Source organism: Ciceribacter sp. T2.26MG-112.2 (genome assembly GCF_900492205.1).
Lineage (GTDB): Bacteria > Pseudomonadota > Alphaproteobacteria > Rhizobiales > Rhizobiaceae > Allorhizobium > Allorhizobium naphthalenivorans_A.
The window spans coordinates 147,777-170,687 of the sequence record NZ_UEYQ01000008.1 but is presented as its reverse complement, the minus strand read 5'-3'; the positions used below and the strand labels follow the sequence as shown (position 1 = coordinate 170,687).

Below are 22,911 nucleotides of genomic sequence, written 5' to 3'. Positions count from 1 at the left end.
GAGGAGTCTGGGATGACTGAAGTTTTTTGCGACATTGTTCCGCACGCCCGCGGGTGGGTCTTTCTCTCGGAAGGCGTACAGTCGCCGTCCTATCCGACCTATCGGATGGCCGTGGAGGCGGCGCAGCGCCACATGCAGACGGTGGCGAAACGCCGCTCGTTCGTGCTGCGGCAACAGAATTTGGATGGAAAAATGTTGGCGATCGCCGGCACGGCCGTCCTTTATCAGCCGCGCCTCTCGTTATAGCCGCTCATCGCACGATTTGGCCTCGAGCAAGGATGCGAAGTCGGGCACAGCGAGCCCGATCATAGTCCCGGCCCGCGTTCGGAACGCCGAAGCTTGGTCAACCGACCTGCAAGTCGTGGGTGATCTTCTCGACTCCCGGAACCGCCAGGACGATCTCTATCGCCCGGTCGATTTCGGACTCGTCCAACAGGCTGCCCGAAAGGAAGATCGTGGTTCCGGAGGCCGTGACAGAGATGCGGCTGGCGTCGATCCCCTGGGAAATGGCCAGCTGGCGCGCCACCGCGGTCTCAAGCGGTTCCTGATTGTCGTGCTCGAGCTCGACGACCGGCTTCTCGTCGTGAAAGCGCTGCGGTTTGAATACCATTGCCGTCTCCTTTGGCCGTTGATGCGCGGAAACGCGCCGGGGCGCTTCTTGTTCCGCGCGCCACGAATTTTTTCAGTAGCCGCCGATCACAGGCAGGATCTCTCCGGAAATGTAGCTGGAGCATTGCGGCGAGGCGAGGAAGACCTGGGCCGGCGCCAGTTCTTCCGGCTGGGCCGGACGCTTCATCGGCACCTGGCTGCCGAACTTGGCGACATCCTCGGCTTCCCGATCGGAAGGGTTCAGCGGCGTCCATACGGGACCGGGAGCAACCGCATTGACGCGGATGCCCCGCTTAATCAGGTTGGCAGCCAGCGAACGCGTAAACGCGTGTATCCCGCCCTTCGTCATGGAATAGTCGAGCAGATTGTCGCTGCCCTTGATACCGACCACCGAGCCGGTGTTGATGATCGAACTCCCGTTCTTCAGATGCGGCACGGCTGCCTTGGTCACGTGAAAATAGCCGTAGAGATTGGTCTTCAGGGTCTCGTCGAAGTGTTCGTCGGAAAGATCCTCGATCCGTTTCGAATGGACCTGGAAGGCGGCATTGTTGACCAGCACGTCGAGCTTGCCGAAGGTCTTGACCACGTCCGCCACCAGATCGCGGCAATAGCTTGCGTCCCGCACGTCACCGCGACTGACGAGGCACCGCCGCCCTTCCGCTTCGACCGCCTTGCGGGTCATGTCCGCATCGCGATCCTCGGCCAGGTGGGAGATTGCGACGTCAGCGCCTTCGCGGGCAAACAGTACGGCTACCGCGCGCCCGATGCCGGAATCGCCGCCGGTGATCAGCGCCACCATCCCGGCGAGTTTGTCCGACCCCTTGTAGAAAGGAGCGTCATACATCGGCGCCGGATCGAGGCCGTGCTCCATACCCGGCTTGGGCTTGTGCTGTTGCGGAAACGGCGGTTCGGGATAACGTCGCGCCCCCGCCTGGACCGCGCCGTCGCCGGTCTTCGCCGAAGCCTCGCGCGCATCGTCGGCGGCGACTTCGCGTTGGATGTCGCGCTGGCGTTCCGCTGTCTGGTCACTCTTGTCGCTCGTCCTGTCCATGATCGCTCCTTCGGTGTGGCCGGTTGCGATGAATGGCGTGGCGCCCGACACAGTGCCAGGCTGCCATTGCAAGGACAGAACCCGCCACGCGGGCCGATTGTTCCGCGCCAGACGTTCTGCCGGTTGGCAGCGATCGAGACATGCTATATTGCTCAATTAGATAGAGATATTGAGCGAGGGAGGACGAACAATGGAATGCGGTAAAGGTCGGCGTTCATCCTTGGTGAAGTCGAGGTTCCTCGGCAGGAATGGGTAGGCTCTCGCGGCTCTTCCCCACGGCCTCGATCGGGGCCTATCTCATCGCCATGGCGATCCTGGCGACGCTGCCTTTGCTCGCCTTCGTGATCTTCCTGCTTTGGCAGCTGGAACGCAGCGAATATGAAGCCTTGCGCCAGGAGACGGCGCAGGACGCGCAGACCATCGGACGAAATTTCGAGCGCGAGCTCGAGGACATGGAAACCACCCTTCGTCTCCTGGGCGGCGCCGCAGAATTGGCCACCGGCGATCTCCAATCCTTCCACAAGCGCGTCGCGTCGAGCCTCAGCGGAGGCTCGCTCTATGTGCTGCTCGCCGATGCACAGGGCAACCAGAAGCTCAACACGCGCGTTGCATTTGGTGCGCCGTTGAAGCGGATGACGGATATTTCGACACTCGAGTCGGTGCTCGCCTCCGGCGAGATCGAGGCATCGGGCATCTTTTTCGGCGCGACGAGCCGGCAATGGGTGTTCAACCTCATCCTGCCGCTTTCGCCGCCGGCTTCGGCATCGGGGGCCGCTCTCGTCCTGACACAGAATGCCGGAGACCTGGTCAGCCTGACCGCCACCGATATCCTGCCCCCCGCCTGGTCGGCCGCGGTGATCGATGTCGACAACAAGGTCATCGTGTCGAGCGGACCGGAGAACATCCCTTCCGGTGGGGACTTTCCCGGGCATCTGGTGGAACTGATGGTCGGCTCCAATCAGAGTGCGGTCACGCTGCACGACGGGCACGAAACCATGCTCGGTTATGCCCGCGTCGGCGATTGGCCCTGGCGCGTGGCAATCTGGGGCCCGGTCTCGACGGCGCAGGCCTCGCTCGCCAATACCTGGCAGAATCTGATCTACGGCAGCATCGCCCTGCTTGCGGTCAGCCTCGGCATCGTTCTCGTGGCGGCGCATCAATTGCGCTATTCGATCCGCCAGATCGCCCACGTGGCGGAACGCATCGGCCGCGGCGAGATCGTCTCGCCGGAGATGACCAAGATCACCGAGGCCAACCAAGTCGCCATCGCGCTGTCCAATGCCTCGTTCGATCGCGCCCAGGCGGAGGAACGGGTTCATTTCATCCTCCAGGAACTCGTCCATCGCACCAAGAACATCCTGTCGCTTGTTCAGGCCATGCTGCGCCAACTGGCCCGCGGGACCGACAGTGTCGACGAACTGCAGAAGGCCGTCAGCGGTCGCCTTTCCGGACTGGCGCAGTCGATCGAGGCACTCGCCCAGCAGCAATGGGGCGGCATTCCGCTTTCCAAGGTGATCGAATTGCAGCTTTCCGCCGTGGTGGGTTCGATGGGCCGGATCGAGACGCGCGGCGAGGACCTGTTGGCGAATGCCAATGCCGTGCAGAATCTCGGTCTTGTGTTCTATGAACTGGCGACCAATTCCGTCAAATACGGCGCACTCTCTGTTCCCGAGGGCCGGGTGCTGATCGAATGGACCTTCCTCGACGGCGAGGAGGGCACCAAGCGGCTCCAGTTGCGCTGGGTCGAGTCGGGCGGTCCGCCGGTGGTAAAGCCGTCGCGACAGGGCTTCGGCACTACGGTGGTCGAACGCCATGCGGCGGCCGCCTTCAGCGGCAAGGTGGTCATGGAGTTCGAGGACAGCGGCTTGCACTGGACGCTGACAGCTCCCTTGTCGGCCATCGAAAATCCGCTGGTCCACGGCGAGCTTTAAGCCCGCGTCGGCATTCCGCCTGCCTCGGCGCCAAGGAACCTTTGCCCCTGTTCGTCGGTTTGACAGTGTGCGCCGCCGGCGGCGCGACCTGACAATCACGACAGGTCCATGGCACGAAACGCTCCATGGATCGAAGCGAGGTTCCAATGCGAAAGAAGTCCTACGCCTATGATGCTGCCGGTGACATCCGCAAGGATGCAGCGCCGCAATTCGTCGGAACGCAGCATGGCGGCGATAACAATGGCGTGGCCAGCGCCAAGCCGACGGTGATCACCGGTTCCGAGGATGCAACGGTGAACAAGTGGCCTCCCGGCAAGAAGAATCCGCCCAAGGACTGGGATCCCAATTACGATCCGACCGATCGATCAGCCCCGGAATAATCTCCTGCAGACAACCGTGATCGTTTACGGACCGATGCGCCTGAGAGCTTCGGCCCGGTCGTTCGCGGCGGAGAGAATGGCGCGGATCTCGTCGGCCTTCTCAGCCCCCGAGGCGTAGCCGGCCGACGGCGTCAGGCCCGGATCCTCGGCGCCGTCTTTGGGCAGGACGTCCTCTCCCAGGCTGCGCACCATGCCGGAAACGGCTTCCGGACCATTTATCGCTGCCGAAAGGAGGGAAACGAGAATCTCCCTGTGGGCGTTCAGCCTGCCTTCGATTTCCTGTCTGGCCATATCGGTCATTTTTCGCTCCTGCGCTTGGCTTCGTCATGGTGGGCGACCACCCCCGACAGGGAACAATGAAGCCGCCGAAAAGTTTCCCCTGGAGGCAAAAGAAGAGTTCATTCTGGAGATTTTATCGTGACCGATACCGTTCGGCCGCCCCGCTGGCGGCGTCATCCCGATCCTCGAGATCGGCTGATCATCGCGCTTTATGCGCAACTGGAGGCCGAGCGGCAGACGCGTGAGACGCTGCGGTGGGCCATTCGCCATGGCGCGTTGAAACCCGAAGTGCTCGAAGCGATTGCCGGCGACCCGGTTCCCGCGGATTGCGAGGACATCGCAGCCCTGGAGCGGACCTTATCGGCACGACAGTCCAGTTCTTCCGACAATCCCGTCAAGGAGCTATGGAGATGAAAAAAAGACCGCCCTCTTGCTGCTCTGCGCCGGGTTGCTGACCGCCTGCGGCGAGGACCAGACATCGACCCAGCGCGATGCGACCCCGGCCTCCACGGACCCCGTTCCTGCGGAGACGATCGATCGCGATCCGACGCCTGAAACGGGCACCGGCGGCGAAAGCCAGGTGCAGGGCTCCGGCGCGACCACCAAGTGAACAAAAAACCGATCAGGAAGTGCCCGGCGACAACGCCGGGCATTTTTGCGTCGCACATCCAGCGTCAGGTCATCAGCGACCGGGTGGAAGCCAATCGCTCATAGAGCGACGCATAGGCTGCGGCACTGCGATCCCAGGAATAGTCGGCCTGCATCGCCCGCATTTGCAGGCGCGACCAGTGGGTGGGATGGCGATAGGCAGCGCAGGCGCGGCGGATTGCATGGCGCAAACCCTCCGCCGTTACCGGATGAAACTGGAAGCCGGTCGCAACGCGTGCCGAAAGTGCCGCGTCGTTCGCGTCGATGATCGTCTCGGACAGGCCCCCCGTGCGCGACACCACCGGCACGCAGCCGTAGCGCAGGGCGTATAGTTGCGTGAGACCGCAGGGCTCGAAACGGGAAGGCTGGATGATGGCGTCGGAACCGCCGTGAATAAGGTGGGCTGTCGGTTCGTCATAACCGATCGACACCGCCATGCGGCCCGGATAACGCTCCGCCGTGCGATGCAGCGCCGCCTCGATGTCGCGGTCGCCCTGGCCGAGCACGATCAGGCGCCCGTCCACCTGGAAGATCTCGTCGGCAACATCCGCCAGCATGTCCATGCCCTTCTGCCAGGTGATGCGGCTGACGGCGGAAAACAGCGGGCCCTTGCCGGGCTGCATGGCGAAACGCTCGAGCAGCGCCGGCTTGTTCCGCCTCTTGTTGCGGATCGAGCGGGCGTCGTAGCCGACCGGCAGGTGCGGATCGTTTGCCGGGTCCCAGATCTCCTGGTCGATCCCGTTGACGATGCCTTGCAGCCTGTCCATCCTCTGGCGCAAGACGCCCTGCAACCCCATCCCGAAGGTCGGCATCAGAATTTCGCGCGCATAGGTCGGGCTGACGACCGTGATGTGGTCGGCAGTCATCAGTCCGCCCTTCAGGTAGCTGATGTCGCCGAAATATTCCATGCAGTCGAGACTGTAGGCATGGGGCGGCAGTCCGATCGCACTCAGCACCTGCGCCGGGAACTGACCCTGGAAGGCCAGGTTGTGGATCGTCAGCACGACCGGCACCGCGCAGCCCATCGACCGCATGTAGACCGAGGTCAGTGCCGTCTGCCAGTCGTGGCTATGCACGAGATCAGGCTGCCAACCGGGAAGGGCGCCGGCGGCGATTTCGGCTGCGGCAAGCGACAGGACGGCAAAGCGCTTCCAGTTGTCGGGGTGGTCGTTGCCGTGACGATCGACATAAGGTCCGCCGTCGCGGTCGTAAAGCTGTGGCGCATCGAGAACGAACAGGCAGAGGCCGTCGATTTCGAGATGTCGCAATGTGGCCCGTTCGCCCAGCAGATTGTCGAATTCCATCAGCGGCGGATGACGCCGGGCCTGATCGAGCAAGGCCGGATAGCCGGGCACGAGGTTATGGGTATCGATGCGGAATGCCGACAAGGCCTTGGGCAGGGCGCCTGTCACATCGGCCAGCCCGCCGGTCTTGACCAGCGGATAGATCTCGGAGGTTACGGCGAGAACCTTCAACCTTTTGCGCGTGGCAGCGGAGGAAGGCATGCGGGACGTTAGCGCAGGGGGGCTTGCTTCCCTGGAGATCCGGAGGAACGGCGAGTCGGGCAGTGACGGGGCGATATGAACCGTTCCCATGTCCGCTATTCCTTGCGGCGGCCGCGCGGCGACGGCGGCTTTACCGCAGCCGCCGATTCGGAAGCGGGAACCTGTGTCGGTGCGGCGTTTCGCGCCTTCTTGATGCGACGTTCGGCATGTTCGGTGGTCGCACTGGCGCTGGCCTGCCACGTCTCCCAGGCCCGTATCGCCTCCTGCCAGTGAACGTCGTGGCGGCCATCCGGCCTGCCTTCTTCTTCCCACAGCGCATAGGCGCGTCTGGCTATCCAGTCGGTATCGATCTCTGCCATGGTCTAGGTCTCCCTCGTCGCCACCTGTCGAACGCATTTCAAGGCGATCGGTTCCCGTCATTGCCAATGAAATGGAAGCGGTCCGGGGAACCGCGAAGTGGCTGGGACGTTGACTGGCCAAAGCCGGTCAATTGCCGGCTATGAAGCAAGGAACAGAGAGGGCGGAGGCATGGCGCGGCGCGTCTACTGGAAAGGCTACCTGAAGCTTTCGCTCGTCACCTGCCGGGTCTCGATGACGCCGGCCGTGACCGAGAGCGCCAAGCTTCGCTTCCACAACATCAATTCCAAGACCGGAAACCGTGTCGTCAGCCGCTATGTCGATGCGGTCACCGGAAAGCCGGTGGATGATGACGACCAGATGCGCGGCTATCCGCAGGACGAGGACAAATACGTGCTGTTCGAGGAAGAGGAACTCGACGAGGTGGCGCTCGAGAGTACCCGCACCATCGACATCGAGCGCTTTGTTCCCGCCGGGTCGATCGACTGGATCTGGTACGACTCGCCCCATTATCTCGCCCCCGCCGACAAGGTGAGCGAAGAGGCCTTTTCCGTCATCCGCGAAGCCATGGCCAAGACCGGGACCGCCGGCATATCGCGCCTCGTCCTCTATCGGCGCGAGCACGCCGTTCTGCTTCTGCCGCGTGACCGCGGCATGCTGGCCTGGACCTTGCGCTATGGCGACGAGGTGCGCGGGGGCGAAGAATTTTTCGCCGACGCGGGCAAGGAGGCGCCATCGGCAAAGGCGCTGACCATGATGAAGAAACTGATCGGCGAGCGGCTCGACACCTGGTCGCCGGACCTCGTCCAGGACCCTGTCGAGGATCGGCTTCATGCGATCATCAAGGCCCGCAAGAAGGCCGCCAAACCCGCCAAACCGAAGAAATCGGAACCGCCGAAGCGCGACAATGTCATCGACATCATGACGGCGCTGCGAAAGAGCCTCGCTTCGGAAAAGAAGTCGACCGCTAAGGACTAACGCGACTTGCGTCGGGACCCGGAAGCCGGCTTGAGCACGGCCTCGGCCTTGCGGAAATCGCCCCATGGATCGGCGAACGATCCGGTTAGCCGGGCGATCGCATTGCCGATGGTGAAATGGGCGGGGCCGATGTCCGGCCCGAGTTCCTCCCAGGATAGCGGCATCGAGACGGGCGCGCCGGCACGCGCGCGCGGCGAATAGGGGGCAACCGCGGTCGCACCGCGCCCGTTGCGCAGATAGTCGATCAGGATCTTGCCCTCTCGCTTGGCCTTGCTGATCGTCGAGACATAGTCCGAGGGGCTGTCCTTAGCCATGCCGTCGGCCAGTGCCTTCATCGCCGCCTTCACCTGCGGCCATTCGGTCTTCGGCTTGACCGGGGCGACGACATGCAGGCCCTTGCCGCCGGAGGTCTTGACGAAACCGGTGAGCCCGATCGCCTCGAACCGTGCGTGGACCTCGTGGGCCGCGGCGATGACACGCTCCCACGATACGCCGGGACCGGGGTCGAGATCGATATTGACCATGTCGGGCTTCTCCAGTGCGTCGAGCGTCGCCCCCCAGGGATGGATCTCCAGCACCCCGCCCTGCACCAGTCCGAGCAACCCGTCGAGGTCGGTGATCGCGACATTGGGCTCGTCGTCCGGGGCGGCCGGATCGGGCGCGATCCGGATGTCCTTGCGCATGCCGCGCCAGGCGTGTTTCTGGAAAAAGCAGGTGCCGCCGACGCCCTCCGGGCAGCGCAACAATGCGAGCGGGCGGTTGACGACGAAGGGCGCCATCTTCGGCCAGACTTCGATGTAGTAATCCGCGAGCCCCGCCTTGGTCACGCCGGCGTCGGGCCAGTAGACCCGGTCTGGATGGGTCAGCGTCACGGTCCGCTTCGGCTCCGCCTCAACCGTCTTCATCTCGCCCTCCCGAACCACATCGCCTGCCGCCTTGTCCTCGCGCACCCCACGGAACGAAGCGTGCCGCAAATGGGCATCCGCCGTCCAGCCGCGAAACTCGATCTCCGCCACCGTCTCGGGTCTGACGAAGACGACGTCCTTTCGCTGCGGAGCGGTCAGGCGGCCGGCGAACGGGCTTTCGTCCTGGCGAAGCGGTTCCAGCCGGCGCATGAGCAGCCTTGCCGTCTCTTGCGAATAGCCGGTGCCGACGCGCCCGATATGCACGAGCTTGCCATTCTCATGGGTGCCCATCACCAGCGAACCGATGGCGTTCTTCGTCACCGAGGAGGGCACATAGCCGCCGATGACGACTTCCTGCCTGGCCGAACATTTCGACTTGACCCAGTCACGGCCGCGCCCCGAGCGATAGGGAGCGTTTCCCACCTTGGAAATGATCCCCTCGAGGCTGAGCCGGCAGGCATGTTTGAGCACCAGGTCGCCGCTTTCGTCGAAGTGTTCGCTGAATTTGAGCCGCGGCGGCGCCGCTTCCATCACTTGCTTCAATACCGCCTTACGCGCGGAAAGACCGACCGCGCGCAGGTCGAAGCCATCGAGATAAATGAGGTCGAAGGCGTAGAACACGAAGCGGTCCGAGCGCTCCTCGCTCAGATCGGCCTGCAGCAGGGAGAAATCGCTGGTGCCCGTACCGTTCTCCACCACGATTTCGCCGTCGATGATGGCCTGGCGGGAGGGGAGGGCGAGAAGAGCATCGACAATGCCCCGGCCGAAGCGGGTGGTCCAGTCGAGACCGGTGCGGGTCAGCAGTTGTACGTTTTCGCCGTCGCGATGCGCCTGGACGCGATAGCCATCGAGCTTGATCTCGTGCAGCCAGCGCTGGCCCTTCGGCACGTCCTTCACAAGCGTGGCGAGCGCCGGCTCGACGAAGTCGGGCTTCTCACCACGAACTACACCCTTCAGCTTGTCCGGAGCGATCTCCCTGGCCGGCGGAGCAGGGTCGCCCGCTGCGACGCTCTTTGACGCCGCGCTTTGCCTGGCTTTCGCCTTTGAGGCCGATCGCTTGGTTTTAGCCGGCGAAGGATCGTCGCCGATCTCTTCGATCGTCCGGCCGGTCTTCACCGATTCCGGTCGCTCTTCGAGGATGTCGGGATCATCCTCTCCGCGCGCGGCCTCGTCCTCCGCCTTGATCAACAGCCAGTTTTCGCGGCTCTCGCCCTCCTTGCCCGCCATGCGCACGAGGTGCCAGCGGCCGGAGAGCTTGACGCCTTCGAGCTCGAATTCCAGATGCCCCTCGAGATAGGCCTTCTTCAGGTCGCCGATCGGGGTCCATCGGCCGCGATCCCAGACAATGACGCTTCCCGCGCCGTAATGGCCCTTGGGGATCGTGCCCTCGAAGTCGCCGTAGTCCAGCGGGTGATCCTCGACATGGACGGAGAGGCGCTTTTCGCCGGCGACCAGGCTCGGCCCCCGGGTTACTGCCCAGCTTTTCAGCACGCCGTCCATCTCCAGCCGCAAGTCATAATGCAGCCGGCGTGCGGCGTGTTTGTGGATGACGAAGCTGTCGCCGCCCCGACGACCGGCCTTGCCCTGGGGTTCCGGCGTCGCCTTGAAATCGCGCTTCCTGCGATAGAGATCGAGCGACATGGATCAACCGGCCTTTCGTCCGGGCGGACGCTTGCTCTGGCTTTGCTTGGGCGTCGACCGCCTAGCGGTCGTCTTTTTCACCGGCTTGGCCGCCGCCTTGCGGTCTTCGCCCAGGCCCGCGCTCTTGCGTAGCGCCGCCATGAGATCGGTGACGTTGGATGCCTTGCGCTTTGGAAGTCGTTTGGGTTTGCGGCCGGCGATCTTCGCCTTGACCAGTTCGATCACGGCCTCCTCGTAGTGATCCTCGAAATCGGCGGGGTCGAACTCTCCCGTCTTCGTCTCGATGATATGGCGCGCCAGGTCGAGCATTTCGCCTTCGATCTTGACTGCGGGAATGTCTCCCAGGATTTCCTTGGCGGAGCGGACCTCATAATCGAAGTTCAGTGTCGTGGCGATCATGCCCTTGCCGTGCGGGCGGATCAACAGCGATCGCACACGGCGGAACAGGACGGTCTCCACCAGCGCCGCCACACCTTTCGCCTCCATCGCCTCGCGCACGAGATCGTAGACCTCGAGTGCCTGGCGATTTCCCGGAGCAAGAAAATAGGGGCGTTCGAAGAACACCGTGTCGACCTCGTCACAGGGGATGAAGCGCATCATGTCGAGGGTCTTGTCGGCCTCCGGCACAGCGTCGCGGATCTCCTCGGGTGAGAGGAGGATCGACTGGCCCTCGCTGGTCTCGTAGCCCTTGACCAGATCGTCATTGTCGACGCCGCGGCCCGTGTCGGCATCGACATATTCGCGCCGCACCCGGTGGCCGGTATCGCGGTTGACGATGTGGAAGGAAACGCGTTCCTGCGCGGTGACGGCCGAATAGAGCGCCACCGGGCAATTGAGTTCGCCTATGACGAGATCGCCTCTCCAGATTGCCCGCGCTGCCAAAGATCCATCTCCTTGAATGCCGGAGAAACGGGAAAGGCATGGCTTTGTTCCGCTCGGTGCGGCGACAAGGCACGCGTTCGGACGTTCGAGCGGCTCAAGGCGTCATGGCTTCGTCGAGCGCCGCCCGGCACTCCGGCTTTACGGAGGCTGCATTTGCCTGCAGGCACTGGGCGACCCGGCCTCCGCCATACTCGATGCCCTTGCAGAACTGCTGGATGTCGGCTTTGCAGGTGCGGATCACCTTGTAGGCCTTGGCGCGCATCTCGGGCGAAGCCTGGGATTGGGCGTGCGCCGGAAGGGCTAAGAGGGCCAGGCTGGCGGCGAGCGCTGCGAAGACCGGCAGGCGGCGGGGAAGAAGCTGGGGCATGGTTTGGTTCCTTGAGGTTGGCGTTGCTGAAGGCTTGCAGGTTGGTGGACCCGGCGGCGGATGCAGTGGAGAGAGACCCGCCGCCGGGCATCATGAAGGCGGGTGGGGGGGCACCAGCGGATATCGCCTTCACGATCAGTTGTCCCACCATTCGGCCCGTCGCGGTGCGGAGGCTCGGCAAGTGCTGACGATCCGAGATTGGCAGTGGAATGTAGGAGGCGCCTTTCGACCGGGTGTCGCTTCGTAGCGAAGCATTGTCCCGATGTTGCAATTTGTAACAGGGGCCTCGAACGTCTTGATCGGTAACGGTCTTCCCCTCATTCTGTGCCGATGACGAGCCACCCGATCAGCCAGCCGCAGACCATCCTGATCGTCGATGACGACGCCGACATCCGCCGGCTCGTGGCCGATCTGTTGCGCCGCGAGGGCTATCGCGTCGAACAGGCCGAGGACGGCGCCGAACTCGATGTGGTCCTGCGCCGGACACCTGTCGACCTGTTTATCCTCGATCTCATGATGCCGGGCGAGGACGGGCTCAGCCTCTGCCGCCGCATCCGTGCCGACCAGGATACGCCCATCCTGATGCTGACCGCCAAGGGTGACGAGACCGATCGGGTCGTCGGCCTCGAACTCGGTGCCGACGACTATCTCGTCAAGCCGTTCGGCACGCGGGAGCTCCTGGCCAGGATCCGCGCGCTTCTGCGCCGCGCCAGCCAGAGACCGCGCACCGCCGCGGCCCGCCGCTATGCCTTCGACCGCTTCGTCGTCGATCTCGACGCGCGCCTGGTGACCATCGATGATGTGACACCAGTGCCGCTCACCAGCAGCGAGTTCGACCTGCTGGCCTGTTTCGTGACGCGCCCCCGTCGAGTCCTGTCGCGCGACCAGATCCTCGACTGGACCCATGGACGCCTGTCCGATCCCTTCGACCGGACCGTCGACATTCTCGTCTCTCGCCTTCGCAAGAAGCTGGATGCCGCAAGCCCCGGCACGGGCCTCATCACGACGGTTCGCAACAACGGCTACCTGCTGACCGCCATGGTCCGGCAGGTGCCGTGATGCTCAAGCTCAGCCTTTCCGCACGTCTGGTCGCTATCATCGGCACCGCGATCCTGGTGATCTGGGTCGCGTTGCTGGCGTCCTATTATCTGGCGAATGGCCTGCGCAGCGCGGCGTCCCTGCCTGCACCGGAACAGGTGGCGGCGATCGTCGACATCGTCCGCGGGACCGATCCGGATCGGCGACCGAGACTGATCAAGGCTTTCAGCTCGACCATCCTCGAATTGCGGCTGGCCGAGGATCTTGCCGCATCGAATGCCGGCCTCGACGTCGACGTAATGTCGCAAGAGCGCTTCGCGCCTTATCGGCAGGTCCTCGGCGAAAGCCTGCTGGCCGTCACCATGCTCGCGCGCAATGGCGAGCGGTCGCAACTGCCGCGCCTGTTCGGGGGAGACGGCAATCCGATCGAATTGGCCGTGGCGCTCGACGGTGCGAACGTTCTCATCCTGCAAACGCGCACCCCGTTTCTCGTCTCCTGGTTCGGTTTGCCCGTCGGGCTCGGCGCCGGACTTCTCGGCACGCTATTCGCGCTGATCGCCCTGCTCGTCCTGCACCGCGAACTGCGTCCGCTGCGTCGCCTGGCCGCCGCAGTCGACGAGATGGATCCCGCTGCAGCACCCGTGCCGGTGCCCGAGGTCCGGTTCGGCGCACCGGAAACGCGCACGCTGATCCAGGCTTTTGCGCGGCTGCAGACCCGGCTGCATGCGATGATCGCGGCGCGGCTCGCGCTGATCGGTGGCGTCCAGCACGACGTGCGCACCTTCGCGACACGCCTTCGGTTGCGGGTCGAGCAGATCCCCGACGAGGCAGAGCGTGATCGCGCCATCGCCGACATCGGCGACATGATACAACTGCTCGACAATGCGCTTCTGGCCGCCCGGGCCGGCGTCGGTTCGCTCGACGAGGAACTGCTGGAAATCGCCCCGATCGTCGAGGCCGAGGTCCTGGAGGGCGCAATTCCGGCGGAAAGTCGAATGCTGTCGATAAGGCCGTCGGCGGCGACGGCTCTCATGATCGGCGACCGACTGGCCTTGCGCCGGATCGTCTCCAATCTGGTCGGCAACGCGATCAAATATGGGCGCGTCGCCCATGTCCTGCTCGACGTCGAGGATCACTGGATCGTCCTGACCGTCGATGACGAGGGGCCGGGCATTGCTCCGGCGGATCGCGAACTCCTGTTCGAGCCCTTCGTTCGGCTCGATGCCTCGCGGTCCCGCAAGACCGGCGGTGCGGGGCTCGGCCTGGCGGTCGTACGCAATCTCGTCGAGGCCCAAGGCGGCAGTATCGTGGTCGCCTCGGCGCCGCGCGGAGGCGCGCGCTTCGTGGTCCGCCTGCCGGTGTTCTCGGCCGGCCAGCCGCCAAAGCGGTGAGATTGCACACCTGAGCGGGTGCCGGCCAGGCTTCGCAACCCGGCGCCAGCGATTTTCCCTTGTCTTTCCGAAGACTAAGCATGTGATTGAAGTTTTATTAACCTTCGCGCAAGAAATTAACCATAAAGATTGAAGCATACGTCGGAGTGGGATCTGCCGAAGGCAGGTTACCGTCGGGCATGACGCCGTCCCGTCGTACCGGTTTTGGTCCGGTATGAAGATTTCATTGAAGCGGTTCCAGGAACAGTCTTCGGTGCGTGCGGACAGGGGCGAGCTCGCTCATGACAGGCTCCAAGTCCGCAATCCCGTCGATCGACCAGGAAAGTTGAATTCGGGCGGCCTTCCGTGAGGAAGCGGTCGCATGCGGGGATTGGCAGTGGGGCAGTTTTCGCCGGCAGAACGGACGGCAGGCGCACAGGCGGGAAGCCTGCGCGAGCGGCTGCGCTTTGCCGGCCTTGGCGACGCCGATTGTGATCTGCTGCGCCAGTATCGCCATGTGCTCGAGCCGAACCTCAAGACCGGTCTTCGCGACGTCTTCCAGCGGCTGCAATCCTTCCCCGATGCCGCCCGCAATTTTTCCAGCGAGCGGCAGTTCGACCGGCTGCACGACCTGCTTTCCTCCCATTGGGATGTGCTGACGGATGCCCGTTTCGATGCGCTCTATGCCGAACGCGTCAAGGTCCTCTCCGATGCCGAAAGCCGCATGGGGCTCGATCCGCGCTGGCATATCGCCGGCCACGCCGTGGTCATGGAACACCTCCTGCAGGCGGTGATCGCCGATCTCGCCGGCCGTGGCCTCCTGCCCGGCAACCGCAAGCGGCAGCGCGAGATCATCGACCTCGTCGGCGCGATCGTCCGGCTGGTCATGGTCGATGTGGAGATCGCCGTATCCCTGCGCTTCAACGAATTGCGGGTGAAGCACAGTCGCGACCTCGCCGCCCAGCGCGAGCGCGACCGGCTGGAGGTCGAAGAGATATTCGGCCCGGTCTTCCGTTCGCTGGCCGCGCGCGACCTCATGGTTCGCATTTCGGGCGACGTGCCCGCACACCATGCCGAGCTGGCCGACACGCTCAACGGCGCGATCGACCAGATGCAATCGGCACTTCTCGCCTCCGAGGAGAGGATCGCGATCGCCGGGACGGGAACGCAGGCCGTTTCGACCGCGGCGAACGAATATGCTGCCCGGGCCGAGAACCAGGCCGTCCGCCTCGGCGAAGCGACCTCGTCTCTCGAAACCGTGGCCGCTGGGGTTCGCGACAGCGCGTCGAGGACGCGGGCGGCGGAAGAACAGGTCTCGGTGACGCAGAAGGCGGTCGAAGCGAGCGGCACGGTCGCCGGTCAGGCGATCACCGCCATGTCCGACATCGAAGCCTCGGCCGAGCAGATCGGCCAGATCATCGGCGCGATCGACGAGATTGCCTTCCAGACCAATCTGCTGGCGCTCAATGCCGGCATCGAGGCGGCGCGCGCCGGCGACAGCGGTCGCGGATTTGCCGTCGTCGCCCAGGAAGTTCGCGCGCTTGCCCAGCGTTCGGCCGAGGCCGCGCGCGAGATCAAGGCGCTGGTGGCCACCACCAAGTCGCAGGTCGACAGCGGTGTCGATATCGTCGGACGCACCCAGAAGGCGATCGGCGACATTGTCGAGCAGGTCGGCGGCATCAGTGCGATGGTCTCCGACATTGCCCAGGCGACGGGCGCCCAGGCCGGCGAACTCGCATCGATCTCCGGCCTCGTCTCCGGCCTTGGCGGCGAGATTGCCGAGAGCGCCGATTTCGCCCGTCGATCGAGCAGCGGTTCCGACGACCTCCACAGGGTGATCCTCGAGCTGGGACACACTGTCAGGGAATTCCATTTCGAACGTCAGGCGCGCGGTGGCGAGCCGGCGAAGCCGGAAGGCCGGGTTGGAGCGACCGAGCAGCGCCAGGCGACGCCGCCAGCCGCGATCTTCTCGGGCGAGCCGGAAGGCGCGGACTTCGACGACGGTTTCGGCTTTCCGGCTCGCATTGCCGGACTTGGCGGCTGAGCGGGAGGTTGAGGGGATTGTTTACCAACTTCAGATACACAGGATGGATCGGGGCGGGCAATGCGACCTTCGGAACAACGGATGACAAGTCCGCGGGACGAACGGAACGGTCGGATTGTGCAAGGCCCTCCAGACAAGGAAAGAACTGATGGCAGCTAAGAAAGGCGAACAGAAGAGCTTGAAACTGTCCACTGTGCTCGACCTGAACGAGGCCTCCAACCTGAAGGCCAACCTCATGTCCCTGCGCGGCGGCGCGGTGGCGATCGATGCTTCGGGTGTCGAGCGCGTCGGCGCGCAGTGCGCGCAGATCCTGGTGGCAGGGGCCAAGGCCTGGGAAGCGGACAAGAAGCCCTTCACCTACGTCAAGGCCTCCGATGCCTTTCTCAAGACACTTCAACTGATAGGCGTGAACGTAGATCATCTGCTCGCCAAGGAGATCCGGCAATGAAGAAAAAAGTGCTTACCGTGGATGATTCCAGGACCATCCGGAACATGCTCCTGGTCACGCTCAACAATGCGGGCTTCGAGACCATCCAGGCCGAGGACGGCATCGAGGGGCTGGAAGTCCTCGAGGAATGCAATCCGGACGTCATCGTCACCGACATCAACATGCCGCGCCTCGACGGCTTCGGCTTCATCGAAGGTGTCCGGCGCAACGAGAAATACCGTGCCGTTCCGATCCTCGTCCTGACGACGGAAAGCGACGCGGAGAAGAAGAACCGCGCCCGCCAGGCCGGTGCGACCGGGTGGATTGTCAAGCCTTTCGATCCCACCAAACTGATCGATGCCATCGAGCGTGTAACCGCTTAAAGCCCAGGATTTTCTCCTATGGATATGAACGAAATCAAAGAGATCTTCTTCCAGGAATGCGAGGAGCAGCTCGCTGAACTGGAATCCGGTCTTCTCAAAATGAATGATGGGGATCGCGACCCGGAAACGGTCAATGCCGTGTTCCGCGCCGTGCACTCTATCAAGGGCGGCGCCGGTGCCTTCGGTCTGGATGACCTTGTGGCCTTCGCGCATGTCTTCGAGACCACTCTCGATTGCGTTCGTTCCAACAAGCTGGAGCCTGGCCCCGAGGTGATGAAGGTCATGCTCAAGTCGGCCGACGTACTCGCCGACCTGGTGACCGCCTCCCGCGATGGTGGAAGTGTGGATCCGTCCCGCTCGAGCGGACTGGTGAAGGAACTCGAGGCGCTGGCGAATGGCGAGGTCCCGCACGCGGCCGCAGCGCCTGCCCCGGTAGCAGCGCCGGCCGCCAAGGCCGCCGTGCCGGTTGCCGCACCCGCGCCGAGCGACGACAGCGGATTCCAGCCGATCCCGTTCTCCTTCGACGACGATTTTGGCGGTGAGCCGGAGAGCGCTACGCCGACCTTCGACGTTTCCTTCAAGCCGCGCCGCGAGCTCTACGCCAAGGGCAACGAGACCGCTCTTCTGTTGCGCGACCTGTCGCGCATCGGCGAACTCAGCGTCCATTGCGACATGGACAGCCTGCCTTCGCTCGACGACATCGATCCGGAGGCCTCCTATTTTTCGTGGAAGCTCCAGATTACCACCGACAAGGGCGAGGAGGGCATCCGCTCCGTCTTCGAATTCGCCGAGTGGGATTGCGATCTCGACATCAAGCTGCGCTCCGAGGCCGATGTGGCGCCGGCCGGCGAAGAGCCGCCGATGGTTCCGGTTCCCTTCGATCTGTCGATCCTCGACGGCGCCAGCGAAGGCACCGCCGTCGACCAGGCCGTTGCCGCAGCCGAGACCGCCAGCAACGTGGTCAAGCTCGCTGCCGGCGCCGCCAAGCACGAGAAGAAGGAAACGCCCGCCGCCGCAGCCGCCGCAGCGGCCGCCGCCGCCCAGAACAACGCCGCCGCCGGCCAGACCATTCGCGTCGATCTCGATCGCGTGGACCGCCTGATCAACCTCGTCGGCGAACTCGTCATCAACCAGGCCATGCTGTCGCAGAGCGTCATCGAGAACGATGCGACCGGCACGTCCGCGGTCAACATGGGCCTCGAGGAGCTGCAGCAGCTTACCCGCGAGATCCAGGACTCGGTCATGGCCATCCGCGCGCAGCCGGTGAAGCCGGTCTTCCAGCGCATGTCGCGCATCGTTCGCGAAGTGGCCGACATGGTCGGCAAGTCGATCCGCCTCGTCACCGAAGGTGAAAACACCGAAGTCGACAAGACGGTCATCGACAAGCTGGCCGAACCTCTGACCCACATGATCCGCAACGCCGTCGACCACGGCATCGAGAGCCCGGAAAAGCGCGCCGCTGCCGGCAAGGATCCGGAAGGCACGATCAAGCTGACGGCGAAGCATCGCTCCGGCCGCATCGTCATCGAACTGGTCGACGATGGTGCCGGCATCAACCGCGAGCGTGTCAAGCAGAAGGCAATCGACAACGAGCTGATCGCCGCCGATGCCAACCTGACGGATGAAGAGATCGACAACCTGATCTTCGCGCCCGGCTTCTCGACGGCCGACAAGATCTCCGACATCTCCGGCCGCGGCGTCGGCATGGACGTGGTCAAGCGTTCGATCCAGGCGCTTGGCGGTCGTATCTCGATCACCTCGCGTCCGGGCCACGGCTCGACCTTCACCATGAGCCTGCCGCTGACGCTCGCCGTTCTCGACGGCATGGTGGTCACGGTTGCCGGCCAGACGCTCGTCGTCCCGCTCACCGCGATCGTCGAGACCCTGCAGCCGGAAGCCCAGAACATCCATTCCTTCGGTTCCAACCAGCGTCTCATCTCGATCCGCAATTCGTTCTGCCCGCTGGTCGACGTCGGCCGGATCCTCAACTTCCGCAACATCCAGGCCAACCCGATCGAGGGCGTCGCCCTTCTGGTCGAATCCGAAGGCGGCGGCCAGCGTGCCCTGATGGTCGATGCCATCCAGGGTCAGCGTCAGGTCGTTATTAAGAGTCTTGAGGCAAACTACACCCATGTGCCGGGTATCGCCGCGGCAACGATCCTCGGAGATGGCCGCGTCGCGCTCATCCTCGACGTCGATGCGGTCGTCGCTGCCTCGCGCGGTCAGTCGCTCAAACAGGAAATGTCCTTAGCTGTCGCAGGTTAGTATGATGTCGTATGCGGTGAAAAACTTGGTTGAAGGTGGGCGCGAACTCATCGCCTTTCGTATCGGCGATCAGGAGTTTTGCGTGAACATCATGTCGGTGCGCGAGATCCGCGGATGGACACCCGCGACCCCGTTGCCGCATTCGCCGTCCTACGTCCTGGGCGTCATCAACCTGCGCGGCGCAGTGCTGCCGATCATCAACCTCTCGATCCGGCTCGGCATGAAGCCGGTCGAGCCGGAAGCGCGCCATGTCATCATCGTCGCCCAGGTCGGGGCGAAGGTGGTGGGCCTGCTGGTCGAAGCCGTGTCCGACATCCTGACCGTCAGCGACGACAACATACAGCCGACGCCGGAGATTTCCTCCGACCTCGAGAAACAATATGCCCGCGGCATTCTCGCGATCGACAAGCGGATGATCTGTCTCATCGAGCTTGGTGCTCTCTTCCCCGACGCTGAAAGCGAGGCCGCATGACGCTTGCCATCAACACCTCTTCCCGCCAATCGGATGATGAGGTCCTGGCCAGCGGCGAATATCCGCTGACCCGCCGCGACCTCAATGAGATCGCCGCGATGATCTATTCGGATGCGGGCATTTCCTTGAACGAATCCAAGGCGTCGCTGGTCTATTCGCGGCTGTCGAAGCATATCCGCAATCTGGGGCTTTCGGGTTTCCGCGCCTATTGCAGCCTGGTTGCCTCGCCGGAAGGGGCCCAGGAGCGGCGCGAAATGCTGTCGCATCTGACGACCAACTTCACCCGGTTCTTCCGCGAAAATCACCATTTCGACCACCTCAAGTCCGATGTCCTGCCGGGGCTCCTCAATCGCGCCAAGAGCGGCGGTCGCGTGCGCATCTGGTCGGCTGCCTGTTCCGACGGCCAGGAACCCTATTCGATCGCGCTCACCGTCCTGTCGCTGATGCCGAACGTCGCCGACTACGACTTCAAGATTCTCGCGACCGACATCGATCCGAAGATCCTCGCGCTCGCCCGGGCCGGTTGCTACGACGAGACCGCGCTCGAGACCGTCAGCCCGGCCATGCGCAAGCAGTGGTTCAGGGAAGTCGACGTCAATGGCCGCCGCAAGTTCCAGGTCGATGACCGCGTCAAGAAGCTGATCACGTTCAACGAGCTGAACCTGATGTCGCAATGGCCGTTCAAGGGCAATTTCGACGTGATCTTCTGCCGCAACGTCGTGATCTATTTCGACGAGCCGACGCAGCAGCGCATCTGGTCGCGTTTCGCCGGCCTGTTGCCGGATGGCGGCCACCTCTATATCGGCCATTCCGAACGCGTCTCCGGCGACGCGAAGAACCATTTCGACAATATCGGCATCACGACATATCGCTATACCGGCAAGTACACGGGAGGGCGCGCATGAGCGGTCCCGCCCGCGTCCTCGTCGTCGATGACAGCCCGACCATGCGCGGGCTCATCTCGGCGGTGCTCAATTCCGATCCCGAAGTCAGCGTCGTCGGCCAGGCCGGCGATGCGATGGAGGCGCGTGCCGCCATCAAGCAGCTCAATCCCGATGTCGTCACCCTCGACATCGAGATGCCGAACATGAACGGGCTGGAATTCCTCGACAAGATCATGAAGTTGCGGCCCATGCCGGTCATCATGGTCTCGACCATGACCCATCGCGGCGCCGAGGCGACCCTTGCCGCGCTGGAGATCGGCGCCTTCGACTGCGTCGGGAAGCCGGCGCCGGGCGATGCCCGGCCGTTCGGCGATCTGGCGGAGAAGGTCAAGGCCGCGGCGCGCTCGCAGCATCGCTATCAGACAGCGCCGAAGGCTGCCCCGCCGGCGAATACTCCGGCCAACGATTTCCGGGTCGGCCGCAAGATCGTCGCCATTGGTTCGTCCACCGGCGGCGTCGAGGCGCTGATCACCGTCCTGCAGAAGTTTCCGCGCAATTGCCCGCCGACGGTGATTACGCAGCACATGCCGCCGACGTTTACCAAAAGTTTCGCAGAACGGCTTAATCGTCTCTGCGCCCCGGTCGTGGAGGAGGCGACCGATGGAGCCAGACTTGAAATCGGCAAGATCTATCTCGCCCCGGGCGGCGACCGCCATCTGCAGGTGGTCAATGCCCACGCACCGAGCTGCCGGCTGGTCGATCGACCGCCGGTGAACGGGCACCGTCCTTCGGTGGACGTGCTGTTCGATTCCGTTGCGGAACTGGCGGGACGAAATGCTGTGGGGGTCATCCTGACCGGCATGGGCCGCGACGGGGCTTCCGGACTGCTGAAGATGCGCCACGCCGGTGCGCGCACCATCGGACAGAACGAGAAGACCTGCGTTGTCTATGGGATGCCCCGCGTCGCCCATGAATTAGGCGCCGTCGAACAGCAATGGCCGCTTGGTTCCATTGGCGAGGAAATCCTCAAACTTACTGCCGCCCGAAAAGAAGGTATCGAATAAATGTCTCTTGCCGAAAAAATCAAAGTTCTGATCGTCGACGATCAGGTCACCAGTCGTCTGCTTCTGAGCGACGCCCTGACCCAGCTCGGCTTCAAGCAGATCACTGCCGCCGGCGACGGGGAGCAGGGTATGAAGATCATGGAGCAGCAGCCCCATCATCTGGTCATCTCCGACTTCAACATGCCGAAGATGGACGGCCTGGTCTTCCTCCAGCATGTTCGCACCAATCCGAACACCAAGAAGGCGGCCTTCATCATCCTGACGGCCCAGGGCGACCGTGCGCTGGTGCAGAAGGCCGCCCAGCTCGGCGCGAACAACGTTCTCGCCAAGCCCTTTACCATCGAAAAGATGAAGGCTGCCATCGAGGCGGTATTCGGAGCGCTGAAATGATAGACGACAGTGCAGCTAGGCGCGTCCATATCATCCAGGGGGAGTTCAAGGTCGTCAACGATCCTCACGTTGTCTTGTCCACCATCCTGGGTTCGTGCGTGGCTGCCTGTTTGCGGGATCCGGTGACGGGTGTCGGCGGGATGAATCACTTCCTGCTGCCCGGTTCGGCCAATCCCGGCTCCGGAGGCGGGGATGCGACCCGCTACGGCGTCCATCTGATGGAACTGCTGATCAATGGTCTGCTGAAGCAGGGCGCACGCCGCGACCGGCTGGAGGCCAAGGTGTTCGGCGGCGCCAAGACGATCGCTACGTTTTCCAATGTCGGCGAGCAGAATGCGGCCTTTGCCATGCAGTTCCTGCGTGACGAAGGCATCAAGGTGGTCGGCTCCTCTACGGGCGGAGAGCACGGTCGCAAACTGGAATTCTGGCCGGTCAGCGGCCGGGCAAGGCAGTATCCGCTGACGGGGGCCGAGACCCAGAAGACCGTGGCGCTGGAGCAGCGTCCCGTTCCTGTCTCGAAGCCCGTCGAGAGCTCAATCGAATTCTTTTAAAAACTGGAATCCGGATGCCAAACGAAAACAAACTGGGGACGGCCGACGTGGAAGAGGCATTGCCGGAAATCATGATGCGCGTCGTGTCGGAACTGCACGATGTCGCCTACCTGATCGAACGTATCGAGCCGCAGCTCCTGGAGCTCGGCGGCTCCAAGGTGCTGGAGCATCCGGACAGCATCAAGGTGCTGCAGGGCATCGACCTTGCGGTCCAGAAGACCCGCGGCCTGGCCGAATTCATTGACACGATCACCGGTTCGATCCCCTCGGACTGGATGGTCGACATGAGCACGGCGCTGAGCCTGGTCAAGCTCGCCGAGATGCAGAAGGCTCTGGGCGCCGGCCTGCGTCACGGTCATTCGCAGCCGCTCAGCAAGGCTGCAGGGGATTTCGACTTCTTCTGATCAAGGCCGCCTCTTGTAGGGGGTATCGGAGCGGGTCGGGACGAATTGCCGCAATGAAGCCGGCAATTCTCCCGCCACGAAACGCT

The 22,911-nt window shown here is 63.6% G+C and carries 26 protein-coding genes; 18 read left to right on the top strand and 8 right to left on the bottom strand.

Translation table 11 applies throughout. From position 1 onward, the window contains the following. Positions 1-12: 12 nt before the first annotated feature. Positions 13-246 (top strand): hypothetical protein, encoded by a 234-nt coding sequence (locus tag DYZ14_RS14205; protein ID WP_115668480.1) that lies wholly within the window; start codon positions 13-15, stop codon positions 244-246. Between the two features lie 97 nt (positions 247-343). Here DYZ14_RS14205 and DYZ14_RS14200 read toward each other — a convergent pair whose 3' ends face one another. Together DYZ14_RS14200 and DYZ14_RS14195 are read right to left on the bottom strand one after the other, a co-directional pair. Then, complete coding sequence (locus DYZ14_RS14200) at positions 344-610, bottom strand: BON domain-containing protein (protein ID WP_154721280.1); 267 nt, start codon at positions 608-610, stop codon at positions 344-346. A gap of 72 nt (positions 611-682) precedes the next feature. Further along, entirely contained in the window at positions 683-1,660 is a 978-nt protein-coding gene (locus DYZ14_RS14195) for an SDR family oxidoreductase (protein WP_154721279.1), read from the bottom strand. A gap of 248 nt (positions 1,661-1,908) precedes the next feature. Between DYZ14_RS14195 and DYZ14_RS14190 the strand changes: the two genes are divergently transcribed. Further along, positions 1,909-3,591: a sensor histidine kinase gene (locus tag DYZ14_RS14190; RefSeq protein WP_154721278.1), complete on the top strand. Its 1,683-nt coding sequence runs from the start codon at positions 1,909-1,911 to the stop codon at positions 3,589-3,591. A 146-nt stretch (positions 3,592-3,737) separates the two neighbouring features. Next, a complete protein-coding gene (locus DYZ14_RS14185) occupies positions 3,738-3,971 on the top strand; it encodes a hypothetical protein (protein ID WP_154721277.1) in 234 nt (77 codons plus the stop codon). Between the two features lie 24 nt (positions 3,972-3,995). On the opposite strand, the gene DYZ14_RS14180 is transcribed toward DYZ14_RS14185, so the two are convergent. Then, positions 3,996-4,271 (bottom strand): hypothetical protein, encoded by a 276-nt coding sequence (locus tag DYZ14_RS14180; protein ID WP_154721276.1) that lies wholly within the window; start codon positions 4,269-4,271, stop codon positions 3,996-3,998. Positions 4,272-4,388: 117 nt separating this feature from the next. On the opposite strand from DYZ14_RS14180, the gene DYZ14_RS14175 reads away from it, so the two are divergent. Beyond that, the gene (locus tag DYZ14_RS14175; RefSeq protein ID WP_154721275.1) at positions 4,389-4,664 is read left to right on the top strand and encodes a hypothetical protein; all 276 of its coding nucleotides are present in this window, start codon (positions 4,389-4,391) and stop codon (positions 4,662-4,664) included. A 16-nt stretch (positions 4,665-4,680) separates the two neighbouring features. Then, the gene (locus tag DYZ14_RS14170) at positions 4,681-4,860 is read left to right on the top strand and encodes a hypothetical protein (protein ID WP_154721274.1); all 180 of its coding nucleotides are present in this window, start codon (positions 4,681-4,683) and stop codon (positions 4,858-4,860) included. Positions 4,861-4,924: 64 nt separating this feature from the next. Here the strand turns inward: DYZ14_RS14170 and glgA are convergent, their stop codons facing one another. Then, positions 4,925-6,373 (bottom strand): glycogen synthase GlgA, encoded by a 1,449-nt coding sequence (gene glgA / locus DYZ14_RS14165; protein ID WP_195949956.1) that lies wholly within the window; start codon positions 6,371-6,373, stop codon positions 4,925-4,927. 125 nt (positions 6,374-6,498) lie between these two features. Beyond that, on the bottom strand, positions 6,499-6,762 hold the full coding sequence (locus DYZ14_RS14160; protein WP_154721272.1) for a DUF2934 domain-containing protein: 264 nt from the start codon (positions 6,760-6,762) through the stop codon (positions 6,499-6,501). 169 nt (positions 6,763-6,931) lie between these two features. Here DYZ14_RS14160 and ku (DYZ14_RS14155) point away from each other — a divergent pair, with 169 nt between their 5' ends. After that, positions 6,932-7,738, top strand: a complete 807-nt coding sequence (gene ku, locus DYZ14_RS14155) for a non-homologous end joining protein Ku (protein ID WP_154721271.1) — start codon at positions 6,932-6,934, stop codon at positions 7,736-7,738. Here ku (DYZ14_RS14155) and ligD read toward each other — a convergent pair. From ligD to DYZ14_RS14140, 3 genes are all read right to left on the bottom strand, one after another. After that, complete coding sequence (gene ligD / locus DYZ14_RS14150; protein ID WP_154721270.1) at positions 7,735-10,284, bottom strand: DNA ligase D; 2,550 nt, start codon at positions 10,282-10,284, stop codon at positions 7,735-7,737. The genes ku (DYZ14_RS14155) and ligD overlap by 4 nt on opposite strands. Positions 10,285-10,287: 3 nt before the next feature. Continuing rightward, positions 10,288-11,166 carry a non-homologous end joining protein Ku gene (ku, locus tag DYZ14_RS14145; protein ID WP_154721269.1) on the bottom strand — a complete coding sequence of 293 codons (879 nt, stop codon included), beginning with the start codon at positions 11,164-11,166 and terminating at the stop codon, positions 10,288-10,290. A gap of 94 nt (positions 11,167-11,260) precedes the next feature. Continuing rightward, entirely contained in the window at positions 11,261-11,533 is a 273-nt protein-coding gene (locus DYZ14_RS14140) for a cysteine rich repeat-containing protein (RefSeq protein ID WP_154721268.1), read from the bottom strand. Positions 11,534-11,863: 330 nt separating this feature from the next. On the opposite strand from DYZ14_RS14140, the gene DYZ14_RS14135 reads away from it, so the two are divergent. The 12 genes from DYZ14_RS14135 (at position 11,864) to cheT (ending at position 22,825) form a co-directional block, all read left to right on the top strand. After that, the gene (locus DYZ14_RS14135) at positions 11,864-12,592 is read left to right on the top strand and encodes a response regulator (RefSeq protein ID WP_154721267.1); all 729 of its coding nucleotides are present in this window, start codon (positions 11,864-11,866) and stop codon (positions 12,590-12,592) included. Further along, positions 12,592-13,962 carry a sensor histidine kinase gene (locus DYZ14_RS14130; protein ID WP_154721266.1) on the top strand — a complete coding sequence of 457 codons (1,371 nt, stop codon included), beginning with the start codon at positions 12,592-12,594 and terminating at the stop codon, positions 13,960-13,962. Before DYZ14_RS14135 ends, DYZ14_RS14130 begins: the two co-directional genes overlap by 1 nt. A 361-nt stretch (positions 13,963-14,323) precedes the next feature. After that, a complete protein-coding gene (locus DYZ14_RS14125) occupies positions 14,324-15,985 on the top strand; it encodes a globin-coupled sensor protein (RefSeq protein ID WP_154721265.1) in 1,662 nt (553 codons plus the stop codon). Positions 15,986-16,133: 148 nt separating this feature from the next. Then, on the top strand, positions 16,134-16,433 hold the full coding sequence (locus DYZ14_RS14120; protein ID WP_154721264.1) for an STAS domain-containing protein: 300 nt from the start codon (positions 16,134-16,136) through the stop codon (positions 16,431-16,433). Then, entirely contained in the window at positions 16,430-16,795 is a 366-nt protein-coding gene (gene cheY1, locus DYZ14_RS14115) for a chemotaxis response regulator CheY1 (RefSeq protein WP_075641521.1), read from the top strand. Before DYZ14_RS14120 ends, cheY1 begins: the two co-directional genes overlap by 4 nt. Positions 16,796-16,813: 18 nt before the next feature. Further along, positions 16,814-19,060, top strand: coding sequence for a chemotaxis protein CheA (locus DYZ14_RS14110; RefSeq protein ID WP_154721263.1), 2,247 nt, complete (start codon positions 16,814-16,816; stop codon positions 19,058-19,060). A gap of 4 nt (positions 19,061-19,064) precedes the next feature. Then, positions 19,065-19,532, top strand: coding sequence for a chemotaxis protein CheW (locus tag DYZ14_RS14105; protein ID WP_115669017.1), 468 nt, complete (start codon positions 19,065-19,067; stop codon positions 19,530-19,532). Continuing rightward, entirely contained in the window at positions 19,529-20,437 is a 909-nt protein-coding gene (gene cheR, locus DYZ14_RS14100) for a protein-glutamate O-methyltransferase CheR (RefSeq protein ID WP_154721262.1), read from the top strand. The genes DYZ14_RS14105 and cheR overlap by 4 nt, the downstream gene beginning before the upstream one ends. Then, complete coding sequence (cheB, locus tag DYZ14_RS14095) at positions 20,434-21,480, top strand: protein-glutamate O-methylesterase CheB (RefSeq protein WP_115668465.1); 1,047 nt, start codon at positions 20,434-20,436, stop codon at positions 21,478-21,480. The genes cheR and cheB overlap by 4 nt, the downstream gene beginning before the upstream one ends. Next, on the top strand, positions 21,481-21,870 hold the full coding sequence (locus DYZ14_RS14090; protein WP_115668464.1) for a response regulator: 390 nt from the start codon (positions 21,481-21,483) through the stop codon (positions 21,868-21,870). Then, the gene (cheD, locus tag DYZ14_RS14085) at positions 21,867-22,421 is read left to right on the top strand and encodes a chemoreceptor glutamine deamidase CheD (RefSeq protein ID WP_115668463.1); all 555 of its coding nucleotides are present in this window, start codon (positions 21,867-21,869) and stop codon (positions 22,419-22,421) included. The genes DYZ14_RS14090 and cheD overlap by 4 nt, the downstream gene beginning before the upstream one ends. 14 nt (positions 22,422-22,435) lie before the next feature. Beyond that, a complete protein-coding gene (cheT, locus tag DYZ14_RS14080; RefSeq protein WP_154721261.1) occupies positions 22,436-22,825 on the top strand; it encodes a chemotaxis protein CheT in 390 nt (129 codons plus the stop codon). Positions 22,826-22,911 lie beyond the last annotated feature (86 nt).

Excerpts from the sequence above, each read along its gene's own strand:
- DYZ14_RS14205 (WP_115668480.1), top strand. The coding sequence starts at position 13 with ATGACTGAAGTTTTTTGCGACATTGTTCCGCACGCCCGCGGGTGGGTC.
- DYZ14_RS14200 (WP_154721280.1), bottom strand. The coding sequence starts at position 610 with ATGGTATTCAAACCGCAGCGCTTTCACGACGAGAAGCCGGTCGTCGAG.
- DYZ14_RS14195 (WP_154721279.1), bottom strand. The coding sequence starts at position 1,660 with ATGGACAGGACGAGCGACAAGAGTGACCAGACAGCGGAACGCCAGCGC.
- DYZ14_RS14190 (WP_154721278.1), top strand. The coding sequence starts at position 1,909 with ATGGGTAGGCTCTCGCGGCTCTTCCCCACGGCCTCGATCGGGGCCTAT.
- DYZ14_RS14185 (WP_154721277.1), top strand. The coding sequence starts at position 3,738 with ATGCGAAAGAAGTCCTACGCCTATGATGCTGCCGGTGACATCCGCAAG.
- DYZ14_RS14180 (WP_154721276.1), bottom strand. The coding sequence starts at position 4,271 with ATGACCGATATGGCCAGACAGGAAATCGAAGGCAGGCTGAACGCCCAC.
- DYZ14_RS14160 (WP_154721272.1), bottom strand. The coding sequence starts at position 6,762 with ATGGCAGAGATCGATACCGACTGGATAGCCAGACGCGCCTATGCGCTG.
- ku (WP_154721271.1), top strand. The coding sequence starts at position 6,932 with ATGGCGCGGCGCGTCTACTGGAAAGGCTACCTGAAGCTTTCGCTCGTC.
- ligD (WP_154721270.1), bottom strand. The coding sequence starts at position 10,284 with ATGTCGCTCGATCTCTATCGCAGGAAGCGCGATTTCAAGGCGACGCCG.
- DYZ14_RS14140 (WP_154721268.1), bottom strand. The coding sequence starts at position 11,533 with ATGCCCCAGCTTCTTCCCCGCCGCCTGCCGGTCTTCGCAGCGCTCGCC.
- DYZ14_RS14135 (WP_154721267.1), top strand. The coding sequence starts at position 11,864 with ATGACGAGCCACCCGATCAGCCAGCCGCAGACCATCCTGATCGTCGAT.
- DYZ14_RS14130 (WP_154721266.1), top strand. The coding sequence starts at position 12,592 with ATGCTCAAGCTCAGCCTTTCCGCACGTCTGGTCGCTATCATCGGCACC.
- DYZ14_RS14125 (WP_154721265.1), top strand. The coding sequence starts at position 14,324 with ATGCGGGGATTGGCAGTGGGGCAGTTTTCGCCGGCAGAACGGACGGCA.
- DYZ14_RS14120 (WP_154721264.1), top strand. The coding sequence starts at position 16,134 with ATGGCAGCTAAGAAAGGCGAACAGAAGAGCTTGAAACTGTCCACTGTG.
- cheY1 (WP_075641521.1), top strand. The coding sequence starts at position 16,430 with ATGAAGAAAAAAGTGCTTACCGTGGATGATTCCAGGACCATCCGGAAC.
- DYZ14_RS14110 (WP_154721263.1), top strand. The coding sequence starts at position 16,814 with ATGGATATGAACGAAATCAAAGAGATCTTCTTCCAGGAATGCGAGGAG.
- DYZ14_RS14105 (WP_115669017.1), top strand. The coding sequence starts at position 19,065 with ATGTCGTATGCGGTGAAAAACTTGGTTGAAGGTGGGCGCGAACTCATC.
- cheR (WP_154721262.1), top strand. The coding sequence starts at position 19,529 with ATGACGCTTGCCATCAACACCTCTTCCCGCCAATCGGATGATGAGGTC.
- cheB (WP_115668465.1), top strand. The coding sequence starts at position 20,434 with ATGAGCGGTCCCGCCCGCGTCCTCGTCGTCGATGACAGCCCGACCATG.
- DYZ14_RS14090 (WP_115668464.1), top strand. The coding sequence starts at position 21,481 with ATGTCTCTTGCCGAAAAAATCAAAGTTCTGATCGTCGACGATCAGGTC.
- cheD (WP_115668463.1), top strand. The coding sequence starts at position 21,867 with ATGATAGACGACAGTGCAGCTAGGCGCGTCCATATCATCCAGGGGGAG.
- cheT (WP_154721261.1), top strand. The coding sequence starts at position 22,436 with ATGCCAAACGAAAACAAACTGGGGACGGCCGACGTGGAAGAGGCATTG.